Annotated in this window: 17 protein-coding genes; 6 read left to right on the forward strand and 11 right to left on the reverse strand. The window is 61.5% G+C overall.

Going from position 1 to position 17,871, the window contains the following annotated elements; translation table 11 throughout:
• Positions 1-179 precede the first annotated feature (179 nt).
• From Q0216_RS00185 to dapD, 7 genes are all read right to left on the reverse strand, one after another.
• Positions 180-1,118, reverse strand: coding sequence for an amino acid ABC transporter permease (locus tag Q0216_RS00185; protein ID WP_298591874.1), 939 nt, complete (start codon positions 1,116-1,118; stop codon positions 180-182).
• Positions 1,115-1,798, reverse strand: a complete 684-nt coding sequence (locus Q0216_RS00190) for an amino acid ABC transporter permease (protein ID WP_298591876.1) — start codon at positions 1,796-1,798, stop codon at positions 1,115-1,117. Before Q0216_RS00190 ends, Q0216_RS00185 begins: the two co-directional genes overlap by 4 nt.
• Positions 1,799-1,817: 19 nt before the next feature.
• Positions 1,818-2,648, reverse strand: coding sequence for a glutamate ABC transporter substrate-binding protein (locus Q0216_RS00195; protein WP_298591878.1), 831 nt, complete (start codon positions 2,646-2,648; stop codon positions 1,818-1,820).
• Between the two features lie 13 nt (positions 2,649-2,661).
• Positions 2,662-3,426 carry an amino acid ABC transporter ATP-binding protein gene (locus Q0216_RS00200; protein ID WP_298591880.1) on the reverse strand — a complete coding sequence of 255 codons (765 nt, stop codon included), beginning with the start codon at positions 3,424-3,426 and terminating at the stop codon, positions 2,662-2,664.
• Positions 3,427-3,799: 373 nt separating this feature from the next.
• Positions 3,800-4,813 carry a UDP-glucose 4-epimerase GalE gene (gene galE, locus Q0216_RS00205; protein WP_049341848.1) on the reverse strand — a complete coding sequence of 338 codons (1,014 nt, stop codon included), beginning with the start codon at positions 4,811-4,813 and terminating at the stop codon, positions 3,800-3,802.
• 202 nt (positions 4,814-5,015) lie between these two features.
• On the reverse strand, positions 5,016-5,942 hold the full coding sequence (locus Q0216_RS00210) for a DUF4253 domain-containing protein (RefSeq protein WP_298591881.1): 927 nt from the start codon (positions 5,940-5,942) through the stop codon (positions 5,016-5,018).
• A 273-nt stretch (positions 5,943-6,215) separates the two neighbouring features.
• Positions 6,216-7,181 carry a 2,3,4,5-tetrahydropyridine-2,6-dicarboxylate N-succinyltransferase gene (dapD, locus tag Q0216_RS00215; protein WP_298591884.1) on the reverse strand — a complete coding sequence of 322 codons (966 nt, stop codon included), beginning with the start codon at positions 7,179-7,181 and terminating at the stop codon, positions 6,216-6,218.
• A gap of 101 nt (positions 7,182-7,282) precedes the next feature.
• Here dapD and dapE point away from each other — a divergent pair, with 101 nt between their 5' ends.
• The 4 genes from dapE (at position 7,283) to Q0216_RS00235 (ending at position 11,006) form a co-directional block, all read left to right on the forward strand.
• Entirely contained in the window at positions 7,283-8,476 is a 1,194-nt protein-coding gene (dapE, locus tag Q0216_RS00220; RefSeq protein WP_298591888.1) for a succinyl-diaminopimelate desuccinylase, read from the forward strand.
• A gap of 89 nt (positions 8,477-8,565) precedes the next feature.
• The gene (locus tag Q0216_RS00225; protein WP_298591890.1) at positions 8,566-8,976 is read left to right on the forward strand and encodes a taurine ABC transporter substrate-binding protein; all 411 of its coding nucleotides are present in this window, start codon (positions 8,566-8,568) and stop codon (positions 8,974-8,976) included.
• A gap of 5 nt (positions 8,977-8,981) precedes the next feature.
• Positions 8,982-10,349, forward strand: coding sequence for a hypothetical protein (locus tag Q0216_RS00230; protein WP_298591892.1), 1,368 nt, complete (start codon positions 8,982-8,984; stop codon positions 10,347-10,349).
• A gap of 279 nt (positions 10,350-10,628) precedes the next feature.
• A complete protein-coding gene (locus Q0216_RS00235; protein WP_298591894.1) occupies positions 10,629-11,006 on the forward strand; it encodes a Sec-independent protein translocase TatB in 378 nt (125 codons plus the stop codon).
• Positions 11,007-11,122: 116 nt separating this feature from the next.
• On the opposite strand, the gene Q0216_RS00240 is transcribed toward Q0216_RS00235, so the two are convergent.
• The 3 genes from Q0216_RS00240 to Q0216_RS00250 are packed head-to-tail and all read right to left on the reverse strand — an operon-like array spanning position 11,123 to position 14,568.
• The gene (locus tag Q0216_RS00240; protein ID WP_298591896.1) at positions 11,123-12,325 is read right to left on the reverse strand and encodes a P-loop NTPase; all 1,203 of its coding nucleotides are present in this window, start codon (positions 12,323-12,325) and stop codon (positions 11,123-11,125) included.
• Positions 12,315-13,247, reverse strand: coding sequence for a DUF1003 domain-containing protein (locus Q0216_RS00245; protein ID WP_298591898.1), 933 nt, complete (start codon positions 13,245-13,247; stop codon positions 12,315-12,317). Before Q0216_RS00245 ends, Q0216_RS00240 begins: the two co-directional genes overlap by 11 nt.
• Positions 13,240-14,568: a magnesium transporter MgtE N-terminal domain-containing protein gene (locus tag Q0216_RS00250; protein ID WP_298591900.1), complete on the reverse strand. Its 1,329-nt coding sequence runs from the start codon at positions 14,566-14,568 to the stop codon at positions 13,240-13,242. Before Q0216_RS00250 ends, Q0216_RS00245 begins: the two co-directional genes overlap by 8 nt.
• 130 nt (positions 14,569-14,698) lie before the next feature.
• Here Q0216_RS00250 and Q0216_RS00255 point away from each other — a divergent pair, with 130 nt between their 5' ends.
• Positions 14,699-15,685 (forward strand): hypothetical protein, encoded by a 987-nt coding sequence (locus Q0216_RS00255; RefSeq protein WP_298591901.1) that lies wholly within the window; start codon positions 14,699-14,701, stop codon positions 15,683-15,685.
• Between the two features lie 148 nt (positions 15,686-15,833).
• Here Q0216_RS00255 and Q0216_RS00260 read toward each other — a convergent pair whose 3' ends face one another.
• The gene (locus tag Q0216_RS00260; RefSeq protein ID WP_298591903.1) at positions 15,834-17,363 is read right to left on the reverse strand and encodes an aminopeptidase P family protein; all 1,530 of its coding nucleotides are present in this window, start codon (positions 17,361-17,363) and stop codon (positions 15,834-15,836) included.
• Between the two features lie 216 nt (positions 17,364-17,579).
• Here Q0216_RS00260 and Q0216_RS00265 point away from each other — a divergent pair.
• On the forward strand, positions 17,580-17,871 hold a 292-nt coding region (locus Q0216_RS00265), incomplete at its 3' end, for a PHP domain-containing protein (protein ID WP_298591905.1).

Genomic DNA, 17,871 nt, shown 5'->3' on the forward strand with positions numbered 1-17,871 from the left:
GCCTGACCCCGGCAGAATACCGGGATCAGGCCCTACAGGAAGCCGCATAACGGCTGCCATTAAATGCGTCCAAGTTTCGGGGCGCAGTTCACCCACCAGGGAGGAAACGCGGGGGCTTCGCTGTATCCGCTAATCGCCGCCGGCTGGGAAGCCCGGACGATACGGAACTACTTGCGGGGCTACTTGCGGCCGCCGGGCAGAACGAACATCTGAACGGTCGGCGGGTTCGGGTTATCCAACTCGCCGGGGATCAGCTCGCGGGTCACCTTAGCGGAGGTGCGCGACGCCAGCTTGTCCGTAATACCGGTTGCCACAGCCGTCAGGATGAAGTTCACAATCACGAACAGCGTCGCCGCCAGAAGCAGGGTCTGCAGCACGTTACCGTCACCGGAACCGATGCGGCGCGCCGACGCGAGCAACTCGGGGTAGGAGATGATGTAACCGAGAGCGGTGTCCTTCAGAATCACCACGAACTGGCTGAGCATCGAGGGCATCATTGCGGTGAACGCCTGCGGAAGCAGGATCCGAATCAGCGTCTGGCTGGGGGTCAGACCGATCGCAAGACCCGCCTCACCCTGACCACGGGGAAGCTGCTTCACACCCGAACGCAGCAGCTCAGCGATCACCGAGCCGTTGTACAGGGTCAGACCAATCACCACGGCGATGAAGGGCAGCTGAGCCGGCGGAAGGCCGCTGTACTTGCCCAAAAACAGCCAGAAGAAGATCATCATGATCAGCACCGGCACGGCGCGGAAGAACTCCACGACCACGGTACCAATCCAGCGGAACACACGGTACTGAGACAGTCGGGCAATACCGAAGACCATACCGAACGCAATGGAGGTAACCACCGAAATCGCTGCCGCCGACAGGGTCGAGGCAAGTCCCGGCAGATAGTAGGAGGTCCAGGCGCGGGCTGTGAACAGGTCGGTCCACTTTTCTGCCTCCAGCTGGCCCTTCTCACCCATCACGGTCAGCACGTACACCGCGAAGATCGCGAAGACGATGAGCGACGCAATGTTGAAGATGCGGGTGCGACGCAGAGCAATGGGGCCCGGCTCATCGAAAAGCACCGAGGAAGCGGCGCGGGTTTCATTACTGATAAAGGGGTTTTTCATCGCTTCACCGCCAGCTTACGAGAGGACCAGGTGGTCAGGACACCAATGGGAACAACAATAATCACGAAGCCCATTGCGAAAATCATGAAGATGGCAAGCACCATGTTCGCATCGAACTCGATCATGGACTTCATCATGCCGGAGGCCTCAGCCACCGATGCCACAGAAGCCACGGTCGTGTTCTTCGCCAGAGCAATCAGGGTGTTACCGAGCGGGGTGATGGAACCGCGCAGAGCCTGCGGGAAAATCACCAGGCGGGCGGTGTCGAAGAAGCCCAGACCGATAGCGCGGGCAGCCTCAGCCTGACCCTTAGGCACGGTATTCACACCCGAACGAATCGCCTCGCAGACAAATGCCGCGTGGTAAATCGACAGCACAATCACCGCGTACACGAAGAAGTTCGTGTCGAAGTCGTGCGAGAAGGAGAGCTGGAACTGAGTCCACACACCCAGAATCGCCAGGGTCATCAGAATGGTCAGCGGGGTGTTACGCACCAGGTGCACGTAGGCGGTACCCGCCCATCGCAGAGACGGGACGGGGCTGATACGCATGAGCGCGAGCACGGTACCGATGACGAAGGAACCAATAGCCGCCCAGAAGGTCAGCTCAATATTGGTCATGAAGGCGCCGAGCACATCGTACTTTGCCAGGAGAGCGCCGAGTTGGTCAAAGAATGACATTCGTGAACCTCTCTAGAGACTAGGCGCAGGAAGCGCCCGGGGACGGCGGGTTGGCCTCGGTGTTGTAGTGATAGCCGGTACCTTCGGTGTACTTGGTGACCAGCTTCTCCCAGGTGCCGTCGGCGACCATCTCGTTGATGGCATTGTTCACGGCTTCGCACTTGTCGGTGCCCTTGGGCAGGCCCACGCCGTAGCGTTCGGTGGTGAAGGGGGCGCCAACCACCTTCAGCTTGCCCTTGTTTGCCTTGGTGGATGCCAGACCGGCGAGGATGATGCCGTCGGTGGTGACGGCGTCCACCACGCCGCCGTTGAGGGCGACCACGCAGTCGGAGTAGCTGTTCTGCTTGACCAGGTTCACGTTCTCGGCGAACTTTTCCTGAACCTTCTGGGCACTGGTGGAGCCGGTCACGGAGCAGAGGTTCTTGCCGTTGAGGTCGTCCGGGCCGTTAATATCGGTATTATCGGCACGTACCAGCAGGTCCTGACCTGCGACGTAGTAGGGGCCGGCGAAGTCCACGGTCTTCTTACGGCTATCGGTGATGGAGTAGGTCGCAAAAATCATGTCGACCTGGCCGTTGTTGAGCATGTTCTCACGGTTGGCGCTGGGGGATTCGACGAACTCAATCTGGTCTTCGGAGTAGCCGAGCTTACCGGCGACGTAGCGTGCTACGTCCACGTCGAAGCCGGTGTACTGGTTGCCGTCCTGGTAGCCGAGGCCGGGCTGGTCAAACTTGATGCCGATGCGAATCTTGTGGTCGCTGTTTGCGCTGGAGCATCCGGCGAGGGTGCCGGTGAGGGCGAGGGATGCTGCTACGGCGAGTGCCGCCAGCTTGCGTGAATATTTTTTCATTTCACCCTCCGGATTAGTGGTCGATGATCTTGGACAGGAAGTCCTTGGCGCGCTCGCTCTTCGGGTTGGTGAAGAACTCGTCCGGGTGTGCCTCTTCGACGATTTCACCGTCGGCAAGGAACACAATGCGGTCTGCCGCCTTGCGTGCAAAGCCCATCTCGTGGGTCACCACGATCATGGTCATGCCTTCCTTCGCTAGGGAGACCATGGTGTCGAGCACTTCGTTGACCATTTCGGGGTCGAGTGCGCTGGTGGGTTCGTCAAAGAGCATGACCTTGGGCTTCATGGCGAGGGCGCGGGCGATGGCGACGCGCTGCTGCTGACCGCCGGAAAGCTGAGCGGGCATCTTGTTAGCCTGGGAATCCACGCCAACCTTTGCGAGCAGCTGCATGGCTTCTGCTTCTGCCTCTGACTTGGACATTTTGCGGATTCGACGGGGGCCGAGAGTCACGTTATCGAGAATGGTCTTGTGGGCAAAGAGGTTGTACGACTGGAAAACCATGCCGACCTCTGCGCGGAGCTTGGCGAGGGCTCGGCCCTCCTTGGGCAGTTCTTGCCCGTCAATCTTGATGGAACCGCTGGAGATGGTTTCGAGGCGGTTGATGGTTCGGCAGAGGGTTGACTTGCCGGAACCGGAAGGGCCGAGAAGGATGATAACTTCGCCCTTGCCCACGGAAAGGTTGATGTTCTTCAGAACGTGATTAGTGCCGTAGTACTTGTTGACGTCGGTAATCTCTACGAGATTTTTCTGTGCTGCGGGAGTTGCCTGTGCGGACATCACTAACCTTTCATGTGAGGTGTATCTATGATGCAGGTTGCATAAATGCTGGGTTTCCAGCTTACGCCTAGCATGTAACGCGCGTGTAAATTATTCGTTTTCCTGTGTAAACAATGTGAATTTTTAAGGACTCATGCATAGTTATAGTACTTTTGACGTGAAAATACGGGTCGAAAACACTCCATCTAGATAAAAGTCTCTGACTAGGAGAAACGCAGATTCCTTGGGGTATACCCCCGAGGGCTGCCGACCGCCTCCGGTAGGTAAAACACAAGCTGGCGCAGATTTCGAAAAAGCGCAAAAAAGTGCCCGATACGTGAGATAACACCTATCGGGCACTCTTCAACACCCCTCACAAGGGGGCTAAAACAGCTTAGGCTTCGTAACCGTTGGGGTTGTTCTTCTGCCAGTTCCAGTGGTCGCGAACCATGGTCTTAATGTCGCGGCTAGCGCTCCAACCCAGATCCGCCAGAGCAGAGGAAGGATCAGCGTAAGAGACCGCAACGTCACCGGGGCGACGATCCACAATCTTGTACGGCAGCTCCTTACCGCACGCCTCCTCGAACGCGTGCAGAACCTGCAGAACCGAGTAGCCGTTACCGGTACCCAGGTTCCAAGTGTGCAGGCCGCCGTGCTGGGTAATGTAATCCAGCGCCTTCAGGTGGCCGTCAGCCAGGTCAACCACGTGGATGTAGTCGCGCACGCCGGTACCGTCAACGGTCGGGTAGTCGTTACCGAAAACGTTCAGGTGCTCGCGGCGACCCACAGCAACCTGCGCGATGAAGGGCACCAGGTTGTTCGGGATGCCCGCCGGGTCCTCGCCGATACGGCCGGACTCGTGTGCACCAACAGGGTTGAAGTAGCGCAGCAGAGCAATGTTCCACTTGGAGTCGGACGCAGCCAGGTCGACCAGCATGTCCTCGATGTGCTCCTTGGTGCGGCCGTAGCAGGACTGCGCATCCATGTTCATCTTCTCGATCAGAGGCATGGACTCGGGCTCGCCGTACACGGTAGCGGAGGAGGAGAACACGATGGAGTGGCAGTCAGCCTCGTCCATTGCGTACAGCAGGTTCAGGGTGCCAGCCACGTTGGTCTGGTAGTACCACAGCGGCTTCTCTGCGGACTCGCCCACAGCCTTCAGACCCGCAAAGTGAATCACAGCGTCGGGGCGAACCTGCTTGAAGAGAGCCTTCATGCCTTCGAGGTCGAGCAGGTCAACCTTGTGGAACTCGGGGGCGCGGCCAGCGAGTTCAGCGACGCGCTTGAGGGACTCCTCGGAAGAGTTTGCGAGGTTATCCATGACGACGACGTCGTGGCCTGCCTTGAGCAGTTCAAGTACAGTGTGGGAGCCGATGTAGCCGGCGCCGCCGGTAACGAGTACCTTCATGATGTCCTTTCGGGCTTTATATATCCGAAAAAAAGCGTTCCGGATGGGGGACAAAAGCTGTTGAGCTGTATCTAATAGTACAGCCGTGCACGGGGTGTAAGTACTGCGGGACACTGTGCGCTTGTGCACTCTGGTGCGAGCACGTGGGAGGCGTTATTGAGGTGTGTTGACACTCGCCGTCGCCCAGCGTCTGAACCCGCAGCTAATCCCACCAGAAATACCACTGGCGGCTCTGGTGAATAAACTCCGTCAGCTGCTCAAAATCCTCAAACACCTGGAACGGAAGATCGGAGCAGAACGCGAACTGCTCGACCGCCAGCTTCTTTGCCTCCAACGGGTCGGTTACGGGGCGTTCCACTAGAAATTCCAGACAATCAGCATTGTCAAGAGCCGCCGGGATTGCGCCGTACTTTTCACGCCAATAGTGGGTGAACGCCAGCTGTGTTTCGGCGTTCGGGCAGTCATTCCAGCCGCCGAAAGGCAGGTACGCGGGAATATCGGCGGGGTCATCGGTCGGAATCTGCAGCAGGAGCATCTCGCCCTGCTCCTCATCCTGGAGCTCGTAGCGGAGCAGAGCAGCAAGAATTGGGGCGTCATCCTCGGGCTCCTCATCGGGCAGATAATCGGAGCTCATGAACTCGTCAACAAGCTCATTGAGGTCGAGCTCGTTAGGGTCGTCCTCGTTAGGCTCTTCACCATCATCTGCAACCTTGCGCAGCTGCTGGGCAATGGTGGCGGCGCCGTACTCCTCGGCGGAGGCGCCGCCTCGGGCGGTACGGTAACGCTGCAGGACAGCACGAGTGTAGGCACTCACCTGCTCGGGGGTCAGCGTCTCAACATCGTCAATGATGTCGTGCTCAAGGGACACCGCAATGACCATGCTTTCAAGCACCGTATCGTTTAGGTTCAGGAAGAAGGGGACGAACCCCTCCGCGCGTCCCAGCTTAACCAGCTCATCGTAACGGGCCATGGCATCAGTAGCCGGGGTGCCCATCGGAATACACTCGTGCGGGTAGGGGAAAAGGCGCGTGAAGTGCCGGTAAGTTTCGCTCATCGCAGGCTCTGACATAGCCGGCTCGGACACTGCTGATTCGGATGCTGCTGATTCGAACGCTGTTGATTCGGACATAGGGGGGCTCCTCTCTGAACGGTACCTATCGCTTGCAATGGTCGCTTGCAATGGTCGCCTGCAACGGTGGGTGCGCGGTACCCGGTACTACCAGCCTAGCGAAAGCCCGAGCCGCCCGCCCTGAAAATGGTCATCGTAGCCGTCGCGGATTCGCGCCCAACCTATGAGAACGGCGAAAAGGGGAGCGTAGGGCACAGAAAAAGGGGGGCCGGGATGCTTCACACATCCCGACCCCCAAAGTTTACGGCCGACCCGTGCCAGTCCATGTGCAGACTAGTTCAGATGCAGGGCCTCGTTCAGCTCCACGGTGTTCTTCGCACGCGGCAGAACCTCAATCGCGCCGCTGAGCGAATTGCGGCGGAACAGCAGGTTCGACACGCCGGACAGCTCCGCGGCCTTCACCACGCGCGCCTCCTGACCGGGCAGCAGAACGCTCACGCGCGAACCAGCGGTCACGTAGAGGCCAGCCTCAACCACGCAGTCATCGCCCAGGGCAATACCGATACCGGACTCCGCACCCAGCAGGGAACGCTCACCAATGGACACGCGCTGAGTGCCGCCACCGGAAAGAGTACCCATCGTGGAGGCGCCGCCACCCACATCCGAGCCGTCGCCCACCACAACGCCCTGAGAAATACGGCCCTCAACCATGGAGGTGCCCAAGGTGCCGGCGTTGAAGTTCACGAAGCCCTCGTGCATCACGGTCGTGCCGGACGCCAGGTGCGCACCCAGGCGCAGGCGGTCACCGTCACCGACACGCACGCCGGCGGGAACCACGTAATCCACCAGGCGGGGGAACTTATCAATGTGGCTCACGCTCAGGTGGCCCAGCTTGCGCAGACCAATCGCAAGCTTCTGGAACTCGGCTGCAAGCACCGGGCCGTGGTTGGTCCACGCAACATTCGCCAGGGTGCCGAACAGGCCGTCCAGGTTCAGCTCATTGGGGCGAACCAGGGTGTGGGAGAGCAGGTGCAGACGCAGGTATGCGTCCACCGCGTCTTCGGGCGCCTCATCCAGGTTGATGGAGGCGGTACGCACCTCGGTGCGGGCATTGCGCGCCGGGTGCTCAGCGACCAGTTCCTCCAGCTCGTCCGCGATGGACAGGTCGGGGGTCTGGGTGAGGGAGGGAGCGGGGAACCATGCATCCAGGACGGTGCCAGCGTGCTCGCCAGAGACAACAACATTGACCAGTGCGACGCCGGAGGCGTAACGGGAAGTGTTTTCAGACATGCCTTCCATTATAGTTTTGGGGCTTGGTGCCCCTTCAAGACCGTCTCAAATGCTCGATATGGGCGTTGTGTGCGCGGGTGTGCACACGGGGGAACCTGTAAGGTGGAAGGATGAGCGTTTCCCCGAATATTTCTGAGCGTCACCCGGTTCCGGCTCCGCCCCTGAACCTGGATGTGTCCATGCCCGAGCTGACCCGCGCCCTGCTGGATTACGAGTCGGTTTCCGGTAACGAACAAACGATTGCTGACGCCGTGCATACGGCGCTGTCATTCTGCCCGCACCTGCACCTGACCCGTGACGGGGACGCCATCATTGCCCGCACCGAGTTCCCGCCGCTGCCCGGCGCTGAAGGGGAGGGCGCTGAGGGGGAACGCACCCGCATTATTCTTGCCGGTCACCTGGATACCGTGCCCCTGCCCACCGTTGAGGGATCCCTGGGTACCGTGCCGTCCACGGTGCGTGAAGAGGACGGCCACAGCGTGCTCTACGGCCGCGGCGCCACCGATATGAAGGGCGGCGTGGCGGTTCAGCTGAAGCTCGCCGCCGAACTGACCGCGCAGGACACCGACTACAACCTGACCTACATCTTCTACGACAACGAAGAGGTCGCCAGCGAACTCTCCGGCCTGGCGCGTCTGATCCGCAACCACGGTGAGCTCATCACCGACGCAGACTTTGGTGTGCTGCTCGAACCGACCAACGGCACCATTGAGGGCGGCTGCAACGGCACCATGCGTTTCTTCGTGCGCACCCGCGGCCTTGCCGCCCACTCGGGACGCGCCTGGCGCGGTGAGAACGCGATTCACGCCCTGGCACCGGCTTTGGCGGCGCTCGCTTCCTACGAACCGAAGACCATTGCTGTGGAGGGCCTGGATTATCGTGAGGGCCTGAATGCGGTGCAGATTTCTGGCGGCGTGGCCGGCAACGTGATTCCTGATGCGGCGGCAATGCACGTGAACTACCGATTCGCCCCGGATAAGACCCTGGATGAGGCGGTCGCCCACGTGCGTGAGGTTTTCGCCGGTTACGAGCTGGATTTCGTGGATCTCTCCCCGGCGGCTCGCCCCGGCCTGGACACCCCGCTAGCTGCCTCCCTGATCGAGGCGGTGGGGCAGGAGCCCCAGCCGAAGTACGGTTGGACGGACGTGGCGCGCCTGAGCGAGATCGGTATTCCCGCCGTGAACTTCGGTCCCGGTGACGCCCTGCTGGCTCACACCGATAATGAGCACGTGAGCTTTAGCCAGCTGACCCGCTGCCACGCGGATTTGCGTGCCTGGCTGCTCAGCGACCGCGACGAGGACTAGTCACAGTGCTAATTCTGCCGGTGCTGGCGCTACTATTTGAATTTAGGTGACTGTCAGGGGTTGACGGTCCTGCATGATATGAGATTGACATGAACTTTCTTCTGATTCTGATTGCCCTGCTGATTTCGGGCATTGCGGTGCTCTCGGTTGTGGCGCTCGGCGGTGAGCGTGCCGTGCCCGGTGCCGCGTTCTTTAGCGGCGTGGGCCGTGACGGCCTGGGCACCTTCGACCGTGTGGAGGATTTGACGACTGCGGTTCCTTTCTTCGGCGCTCTCGAGGACGAGAAGGCACGTGAGAATGTGCACGGCGCGAAGGATTCTTCTGCCGCGCCGACCGCAGAATCTGCTGATGCTAACGCGGCTGCCGCTGAGCCGGTTCGCCGCGGTGCGGTTCCCCTGGCTGACGAATCAGAGAGCACTCTGAGCGCTCACGAGTTCGTGGAGAAGCGGAAGAACCCGCAGGCTGAGGGCGGTGCGTCTTCGGCGGCTGAGGGGAGCTAACGCCTGTGAGTGTTCCTTCTCAGCACACTGGCCCTGTTCCGCCCGCCCGCGCTAACTCCGCCGCTGACTCTGCCCCTCTCACCCCCTCCGCGAAGGAGCAGAGCGAGTCCTTTGACGAGCTGCTGACCTGGGCGTATACCGCCGCCGGTGAGCGCCTGCACCGGGTGGGGGCGCGTCTGCGTGCCCTGCCCGCGTGGCTGTCGGTGCTACTGATTTACGGTCTGTCCCGCGTGTGGGGCTTCATCGTGTTTGCCGTGGTCGGCCAGCAGCAACAGCGCAGTCCTTGGGGTCAGCACCTGGATTATTTGTCGTTCATTAGCATCTGGGATGCCGGCTGGTATGAGCAGATTGCGGTACAGGGCTACCCGAGTGAGCTGCCGGTGAATGCGGCGGGTGTTGTTCAGCAGAATCAGTGGGCTTTTTATCCGATTTTCCCGCAGCTTTCCGGCGCTATTAGCCATGCGACGGGCATCGGGTACTACCCGGTGGCGGCGACGGTTGCTCTGCTTGCCGGTTTCGCGGCGGCGTGGGTAATTTACCTGCTGTTTGAGGCGTCGTTGAAGGCGACCGGTTTTACGAGTGAGGAGTCGCCTTCTGCGCTGTCCATGTGGGCTGTGGCGTTGGTGTCGTTCTTGCCGGTGGCGCCGGTGCTTCAGGTGCCGTATGCGGAGTCGCTGAACCTGGTGTTCCTTGCCGGTGCCCTGCTGTGCCTGGTTCAGGGACGCTACGGTCTGCTGGTTCCTGTGGCGGCGTTGGCGTGCCTGTCCCGCCCGGTGGGTGTGCCCCTGGGTGCGGCTGCCGGTCTGTGGTGGTTTGCGTGCTGGGTGCGTTCGAGCCGCGAGTCGGGTATGGGCACGGCGTTTGTGCGTCATCTGGGGCAGCTGGTGAGCGCCTTGGTGGTGTGTGCGTTCGCGCTGGTGTGGCCTGCGATTGCGTGGTGGGCTACGGGCCGTGTGGATGCGTATACCGCCACGGAGACGGCGTGGCGCGGTACCCATTTGGCGCCGATTCAGCCGTGGCTCTCGCAGGGGTACCTGTACTTTGGGTATGCGGCTCCGGTGCTGCTGACCCTGCTGATTTTGGGCTTTATTGCCCTGTGTTTGAGCCCGTTGGCGCGTAGGGTTTTGGCGGCTCCGCTGAACCTGTGGTGCCTGAGCTATTTTGCGTATTTGATTCTGTTTTTGAATCCGCAGTCCTCGACATTCCGCCTGTTGTTGCCGTTGTTCCCGCTGGTGATTGTGGTGGCGGCGGCGAGCCGTTCGCGGGCGTATCGTTGGGCGTTGCTGGTGGCGGGTGCGTGTGCGCAGTGGGGCTGGGTGGGCTGGCTGTGGCATTGGAAGCAGCTGCCCGGCGGTGGGGATTATCCGCCGTAAACCGCTGAATTTATCCAACGGATGTTTGAGACCGCCGGTGTGCTGCCGGCGGTCTTTTGCGTTCGGAAGGCGGGCGTGCCTGCGGTTGGAGCCGCAGCGTTTTAACCCGGCGGTGGAGATTACCCGCCGTAAACCGCTGTTGCGGTGCTCTTAGCCGTGGGCGCAATGCCCCTCCGCGGTGCTGTAGCGTACGCCTTCTGCTTGTCCAGAGCTTAAAGACACGTCCAGAAAGCGCCGCGGGTTCGGCGGTGCTGGCTCGGAACTGATAATCTATATTCTGTGTTTGGTATTAGTGGCACCGAGTTTATTGTTTTGGCCGTTATCACGTTCTTTGTGATCGGTCCCGAACGCATGCCCGAATACGCTCGACAGATTCGTGAATTCGTCAAGACGGTGCGCCGCATGGCGTTCGACGCGAAGGATGACTTCAAGGAAGCCCTGGGTGAGACGGGTCTGGAAGATATTAACTGGCGCCAGTACGACCCCCGCCAGTACGATCCGCGCGTGATTGTGAAGCAGGCATTCGCTGAGGACGACGCCGAGCGTGAGCGTGAGGCTAAGGCACGTGAAGAGGCGCTTCTGAAGGAGAAGGAAAAGTCGGAGAGCCGCGCTCTTCCGCGAGGCGCATACGCCCCCTTCGATGTGGACGCCACCTAAGATTTTGAAACGAAAGAACCCCGCACCGTGATGGTGCGGGGTTCTTTCTATTCTCAGCTTTTGCCGTCAGCCTTTGCCCTCAGCTTCTAGATGCTTGGTTCTAGACGGCTACATCTTTAGACGAAGAGCGGCAGGCTCTGACCCGCCCTCGACTCGCCCGAGTGCAACAGCTGCGAGGCGATGGACTGAATCTCTTCGGCGGTGGCCGAATCCGGGTGGCTCCAGACCACGGGGGTTCCCTCGTCGCCGCCGGTACGCAGGTTCACATCCAGCGGGACAGAACCGAGCAGCGGTACCGGGTAGGAGAGCGCCTCCGAAAGACGCTCAGCGAGCACCTGACCGCCGCCAGAACCGAACATATCGAGCACGGTACCGTCCGGCAGGGTCATGGCAGCCATGTTCTCCACCACGCCCACGACCTTCTGACCGGTCTGCAGGCTCAGGGTGCCGGCACGCTCCGCCACATCCACTGCGGCGTGCTGCGGGGTGGAAATGAGCACCAGCTCCGCATTCGGCAGCAGCTGAGCCATGGAAATCGCAATATCGCCGGTACCGGGCGGCAAATCGAGCAGCAGCACATCCAGGGCACCGAAGTGCACGTCCATGATGAACTGCTCCAGGGCGCGGTGCAGCATGGGGCCGCGCCACGCCACCGGCTCGTTGCCCTTGAGGAACATGCCGATAGAAATCACGCGAATAAAGCCGCCGCTGACCTTCTGCTCACCCCAACGCTGGGCGGGGGCGGGCACGTCCACGGTCGGCGGAAGAATCAGGTCATCCAGACGGGTCGGGGCGTCGGTAATGCCCAGCAGACCCGGGATGGAGAAGCCGTGCACATCCGCATCAATAATGCCCACCGCAAGCCCGCGCGAAGCGAACGCGGCGGCAAGATTCGCGGTCATGGAGGACTTACCCACGCCGCCCTTACCGGACACCACGCCGAACACGCGGGTCAGCGAACCGGGGGCGGTAAACGGGTTGGAACGCTCCGGCTTGAGCATCGAACGCAGGGCGGAACGCTGCTGCGGGTTCATCGCACCCACCTGCAGCTGCACACGCTCAATGCCCTCAACGGTGGCGGCGGCGTCACGAACCTGCTGCTCGATGGTGTTCTTCAGCGGGCAACCCTCAATGGTGAGTAGCACCTTCACCTCGGCCCAGTGGCGGCCGGGAATCGGCTCGCCCAGCTCATCCAGTTCAGGATGCACGAGCGCAGTCTCAACCATGCTCAGCTCCGTAATGGGGCGGCGCAGTTCGGGGTCCTCGACGCGGGCGAGCGCCGCGTAGAGCGCATCCTGCAGGGAAGAATTAGCGGTCACGGGCGCCTCCCTCACGGGCGCGCTCTGCCTGCTGCTGTGCCTGCTGGGATTCGCGGCTCTGAGGCTGGCTCAAATCATTGCGGTGGAGATCCTGCTCGGAGTCCTTCGCGGAGCGTTCAGCCTTGTCAGAAGACTTCTCGGTACCGTTCTCGGTGCCTTCAGAGCTCTTGCCCTCAGAGTTCTGGCTATCAGAGCCCTGCTCCTCAGCGTCCTTCTCCTCACCTTCGGAGGTGTCGATATCGTCGATAGCCTCCTCCAGGTCCTCAATGTCCTCACTGATGTCCTGCAGCTGCTCGGCGTGACGCTCCTGCTCCTGCGCAATGTTCTGCAGTTCCTCAAGAATGTCACGCAGCTCGCTACGGACGAAGTCACGGGTCGCAACCTCACGCAGAGCAATACGCAGCGAAGCAATCTCGCGGGTCAGGTACTGGGTTTCCTCCAGGTTCTGCTGGTCGCGCTTACGGTCCTCGGAGGCGACCACGCGGTCGCGGTCATCCTGACGGTTCTGCGCCAACAGCAGCAGGGGAGCAGCGTAAGAAGCCTGCAGGGACAGCATCAGGGTCAGCAGGGTGAAGTTCAGGCTACGCGGGTCGAACTGCATCTCCTCCGGCGCCAGGGAGTTCCAGGCAAGCCACACGCCACAGAAAATGGTCATCCACATCAGGAACTGCGGGGTACCCATGTAGCGTGCGAACGCCTCAGTCATGCGGCCGAAAGCGTCCGGGTTGGGGCTGGAAAACAGCCTCGGCTTGCGGGTGCCGGGGGTGCTCAGCTGCGAGTCGCTACGCTGCGGGCGGGAGTCGCCGCGCTCGCGGTTGCGTTCAGCGTACTTCTTCTCTAGGCGGTCTTTGAGAATGCGCGCCTTATCGATGCGGGGGTTCTCTTCGGTACGGTTTGCGTCGCGGCGGTTCGATTCAGGCAAAGCGTCGTCCTACCTTTCGTACGGGAGTTCCATCATCGTAAGTGCGCCAGTCTTCGGGCAGGAGCGCATCGAGCACGTCGTCGATGGTCACTGCGCCTACCAGGCGGTGCGATTCGTTCACAATGGGAACGATGGTCAGGTCGTAGGTTGCCAGCACGCGTGCCAGCTCTTCCAAACTGGCCTGGTCAGAGACAGGCTCAGTGTCGGTATCGAGGATGTGACCAATCGGCTCGCTCGGCGGCACGCGCAGCAGCTTCTGCATGTGCACCAGACCCAAGTACTTGCCGGTCGGCGTTTCCAGGGGCGGGCGGGTCACCATGACGGCAGCCGCCATCGCGGGAGGGATCTCCTCGGCGCGGATGTGCGCGAGCGCCTCCGCGACGGTCGCCTCGGGGGAGAGGATGATCGGCACCGGGTTCATGAGCGAACCGGCGGTACCTTCGTCGTATTCGAGCAGTCGACGCACGTCGTCTGCTTCGTCGGGTTCCATGAGTTCGAGCAGCTTCTCACGCTGGGCGTCGTCCAGCTCGATGAGCAGGTCGGCGGCGTCGTCCGGTTCCATCTCTTCGAGGACCTGCGCGGCACGCTCGTCGTCCAGGTGCGACAGAATCTGCACCTGGTCCTCGGCGGGCAGCTCCTGCAGAACGTCTGCGAGGCGCTCATCCTGCAGCTCGGCGGCGATTTCGACCATGCGCTTATCGCTCATCTCGTGGATAGCGTCCGCAAGGTCGGCAGGCTTGGAGTTCTCGTGGTTAGCGACGAACGCGGTTGCCGCCTGCGGCTCCACGTCGGTGGAGAGCAGAGCCTCGTCCCAGTCGACGATGAGGGTCTCCTTGGAGCGGCGGCGCCACGTGCTGGAGCCGGAGTTGACACGGGAAACGAACAGCTCGGTCACGCCCCAGTCGCCGTTGCGGCGCTGCTCAATGGCGACGTCCTCAATGACGGCGTCGCCGCTGCCGTCGAGCAGGCGCACGCGGCGGTCAAAGAGCTCACCAACGATGAGAGTCTCAGAGTTGCGCTGCTCGAAGCGGCGCAGGTTCACCAGGCCGGTCGAAATAATCTGGGAGGCGTCGATGCTGCGCACGCGGGTCATGGGCATGAACACGCGTTTCTTGCCGAGCACCTCAACGATGATGCCGACGACAATCGGTTCGCTGCCCTTGGCGGGGCGGGCGCCGGCAATGGAGGCACCCAGGCCGCGTTTGAGCACGACGACGTCTCGGAGACGGCCGAGGCGGTCACCGAAGGGGTCAAACACGTCGAGGCCCAAAAGGCGGGCAATGTAAATCTTGCTGGGGGTGCTGAACTTCGAATTGCTCACCTCTCTAGGGTACGCTCCGCCGCGGGGATTCGCACTTTGAGAAGCCGAATTGAACGGGTGTTCGCTACGCCTGTAGAGGAGCTGACTGCCCACCGGGTCCAGGGTTGGGGTGGGCGGTAGAATAGAAGCCATGACTTCTAAACTGCCGAATATTCCCTCGACCCCGACTTCTTCTTTCGTGGCATCGCGCCTGGCACAGGCTCAGGGCAAGCCCCTGCCCGCCGGTGAGGCGATTGCCTCCTTCGTGCGTCACGATGATGCGCTCGCCGCTTTTGATGTGCTCAGCGAGCAGGATTATCCGGTTACGGCGCTGTACCTGATCAATGACGGTATCCGCCAGGTGGAGTACCCGGTACAGGCCGGTTATGGTCGTACCCTGATTTTTGCGGCGATTCAGGGTGCGTCGATGGGCCTGATGTTTTCGGTGCTGTTGGCGCTGACCGGTGACTCTTTTGCATCGGTGGCACTAAAGTACGTGCCGATGTCGGTGGCTGTGTTTGTGCTGTGGCAGATGTACATTCTGCGCCGCGGCAGGGGTGTTCGTTACCCGATGCGTACCGAAGCGATTCCCTCGCGCACCGTGATGTACGCTCTGCCGGAGTACGCCCAGGAGGCGCGCCGCGTACTGGGTGCGCATCCTCGCTTCTCTGCGGCGGTTGCGGCTGCGCGTGCGGCGGCAGCTCCGGAGGCTTCGCAGGCGCGTGCCGCTCAGAGCACCGTCTCAATGAATGGTGCGCCGGTTCCGACCGGCGCCCCGAAGGCTCCCTCGTACCGTGCCCAGGCGGGTAGCCAGCCGGCACCGAACCAGAACCTGCCCGAACGTGACACGACCGCGCAGAACGCGGTGGCTCAGAGTGCGGCGCAGAACATGCCCGCACCGGCTGCCCCCGCTCAGCCCGCCCAACCCACTCAGCCTGCGGAACAGGCAAGCACTGACCAGGCAACCGGTCAGAAGTCAGATACGCAGAAGCGCCCGGCACAGCGGTACGGTCTGCGCGTGGACGACCCGGAAGAATACGCGAAGCTGATTCAGCCCAAGCCGCAACGTCCGACTCCGCGCCCGCAGGGCCTGCAGGATAAGTCCTCGCACAGTAATTCCGCGAAGGACTCCGAATAGGCTCCAGCCGCAACGGCGGAAAACAGGCGGAGAAGACGGCGACTGAGAAGATACGCGAAAAGCCCCTCACCGAAACGAATCGGTGAGGGGCTTTCCCTATGCACATACAACCGGCACTAACCGGTGTTAGTGGCGTGAAGAGTCAGGCTTACTTCGCCAGCTTCGCCATCCACTCCTCAATGCCCTCAACGGTGCGCGGCAGTGCAGCGGAGAGGTTCACGTTGCCGTCCTCGGTGCAGAGCACGTCGTCCTCAAGGCGGATACCGATACCGCGGTACTCCTCGGGAATGGACATGTCCTCTTCCTTGAAGTACAGCGCCGGCTCAATGGTGAAGACCATGCCCGGCTCCAGCTCAGCCCACATGTACAGCTCAGCCTTCGCCTGCGCGCAGTCGTGCACGTCCAGGCCCAGGTGGTGGCTGGTGCCGTGCGGCATCCAGCGGCGGTGCTGACCGCCCTCAACGGTGAGCGAAACCTCGGCAGAAACCGGCAGCAGGCCCCACTCTTCCAGACGGTGAGCCAGAACCTCCATCGCGGCGTCGTGAAGTTCGTGGAACTTACGGCCAGGCTTAGCCACAGCGAATGCGGCGTCAGCAGCCTCCAGCACAGCGTTGTAGACCTTCGCCTGAACCTCGGTGAACTTGCCGTTCACGGGGAAGGTGCGGGTCACGTCTGCGGTGTACAGGGTGTCGTCCTCAACGCCTGCGTCCAGCAGCAGCAGCTTGCCGTCGTCGACGGTGCCGTTGTTGCGGATCCAGTGCAGGATGGTTGCGTTGTTACCGCACGCTGCGATGGTGTCGTAGCCCAGATCGTTACCGTCGGTACGTGCCACGGAGAAGAACGCGGTCTCAACGACGCGCTCGCCGCGGTGGTGCTCCTTAGCCTTCGGCAGGGAGCGGATGACCTCTTCGAAGCCCTTGACGGTCATGTCAACGGAACGCTGCAGGTTCTCAACCTCGATAGCGTCCTTGATCAGGCGAGCCTCGGAGAGCGCCACAGCCAGCTCGGAGTCCAGCTTGTCAGCCTGCTCCAGCTCCACGCCGGTGTTGTAGCGGGAGGTGTCAACCAGCGCGTCAACAGCCGGGTCAACGTTGCGGACCAGGCGGATGTTCACGCCGCCCAGGCCCTGGTTGCCGGCGTTCTTGGTGATAGCAACCTCAAGCTCGGACAGGTCGCGGGTACGCAGACCGAAACGCTCGGAGAATTCCTTCAAGGTGGGGCGGGGGCCAACCCAGAACTCGCCGTAGCGTGCATCCGCGTAGAACTCTGCGGTGTCGCGGCCAGCCAGCGGACGGAAGTACAGGGTGACCTCGTGGTTGGAGCCGTTGTCGCCGGTACCCTCTTCGACGGGCTCGAAGATCAGCACAGCGTCGGGCTCGTGGTCGATGCCCAGACCGGTCTGGTGCGCAAACGCCGAGTGGGGGCGGAAGCGGTAGTCGCAGTCGTTGGAGCGGACCTTCAGCGGGCCTGCGGGCAGGACCAGGCGCTCGCCGGGGAATGCCTTGGAAATCTTGGCTCGGCGCTTGGCGGCGTAGTCTGCTACGGGCTCGCGGGTGTAGCCGTCATCTTCGGCAGGTGCCCAGTTTGCGGCAATGAATTCGGTAAACGCAGACGCCTTGGGGGTGCTGCGGTGGTCAGTCTTCTGAGCTTCGGTGCTCTTCTCGTTGTTCTCAGTCATGGGTTAATCATAGCTTCTTCACCACAGGTGGGCAGGTGTTTTAGCGCTTTTGACCATAAGAGAGGAGGTGGTGGGGCAGAATATATCTTTGACCTGCGACCGGGTGCCCAATATTGCGCCGCTGATATTGGTAGGGTTGAATCAGAAGAGTAGATGACATGCCTTAAAACCCCGCTGAGGTGGCGACGAACTAGCAGGGGCGGGGAAGGAGAGAATATGACGCAGACAGAACACCGAAATAGTGCACCGCTACATAACGCGCAGCAGGCACCGCAGCCCGCTGAATTGGGTGCGCCTGAAAACCTGAACCGCGCCGGGCGCTACGACCTGCATATTCACTCCGCTATTTCTGACGGCACGCAGAGCCTGACCGAGCTGGTGCCGCTGATTGCTCGCACCGGGTTGGCGGGGTTCGCGCTCACTGACCACGATACGACGGCGGGGTGGGCGCAGGCGGCTCAGCTGGCGGATGAGCACGGTCTGGATTTTCTGCCGGGTGCCGAGTTCT

It is taken from the genome of uncultured Rothia sp. (assembly GCF_937976295.1).
Taxonomy (GTDB): domain Bacteria; phylum Actinomycetota; class Actinomycetes; order Actinomycetales; family Micrococcaceae; genus Rothia.

Bases quoted from the DNA above. Each gene is read 5' to 3' on its own strand.
- Q0216_RS00190 (WP_298591876.1), bottom strand. From the start codon at position 1,798: ATGTCATTCTTTGACCAACTCGGCGCTCTCCTGGCAAAGTACGATGTG.
- Q0216_RS00185 (WP_298591874.1), bottom strand. From the start codon at position 1,118: ATGAAAAACCCCTTTATCAGTAATGAAACCCGCGCCGCTTCCTCGGTG.
- Q0216_RS00255 (WP_298591901.1), top strand. From the start codon at position 14,699: ATGACTTCTAAACTGCCGAATATTCCCTCGACCCCGACTTCTTCTTTC.
- Q0216_RS00210 (WP_298591881.1), bottom strand. From the start codon at position 5,942: ATGTCCGAATCAACAGCGTTCGAATCAGCAGCATCCGAATCAGCAGTG.
- Q0216_RS00225 (WP_298591890.1), top strand. From the start codon at position 8,566: ATGAACTTTCTTCTGATTCTGATTGCCCTGCTGATTTCGGGCATTGCG.
- galE (WP_049341848.1), bottom strand. From the start codon at position 4,813: ATGAAGGTACTCGTTACCGGCGGCGCCGGCTACATCGGCTCCCACACT.
- Q0216_RS00260 (WP_298591903.1), bottom strand. From the start codon at position 17,363: ATGACTGAGAACAACGAGAAGAGCACCGAAGCTCAGAAGACTGACCAC.
- dapD (WP_298591884.1), bottom strand. From the start codon at position 7,181: ATGGAAGGCATGTCTGAAAACACTTCCCGTTACGCCTCCGGCGTCGCA.
- Q0216_RS00200 (WP_298591880.1), bottom strand. From the start codon at position 3,426: ATGTCCGCACAGGCAACTCCCGCAGCACAGAAAAATCTCGTAGAGATT.
- dapE (WP_298591888.1), top strand. From the start codon at position 7,283: ATGAGCGTTTCCCCGAATATTTCTGAGCGTCACCCGGTTCCGGCTCCG.
- Q0216_RS00195 (WP_298591878.1), bottom strand. From the start codon at position 2,648: ATGAAAAAATATTCACGCAAGCTGGCGGCACTCGCCGTAGCAGCATCC.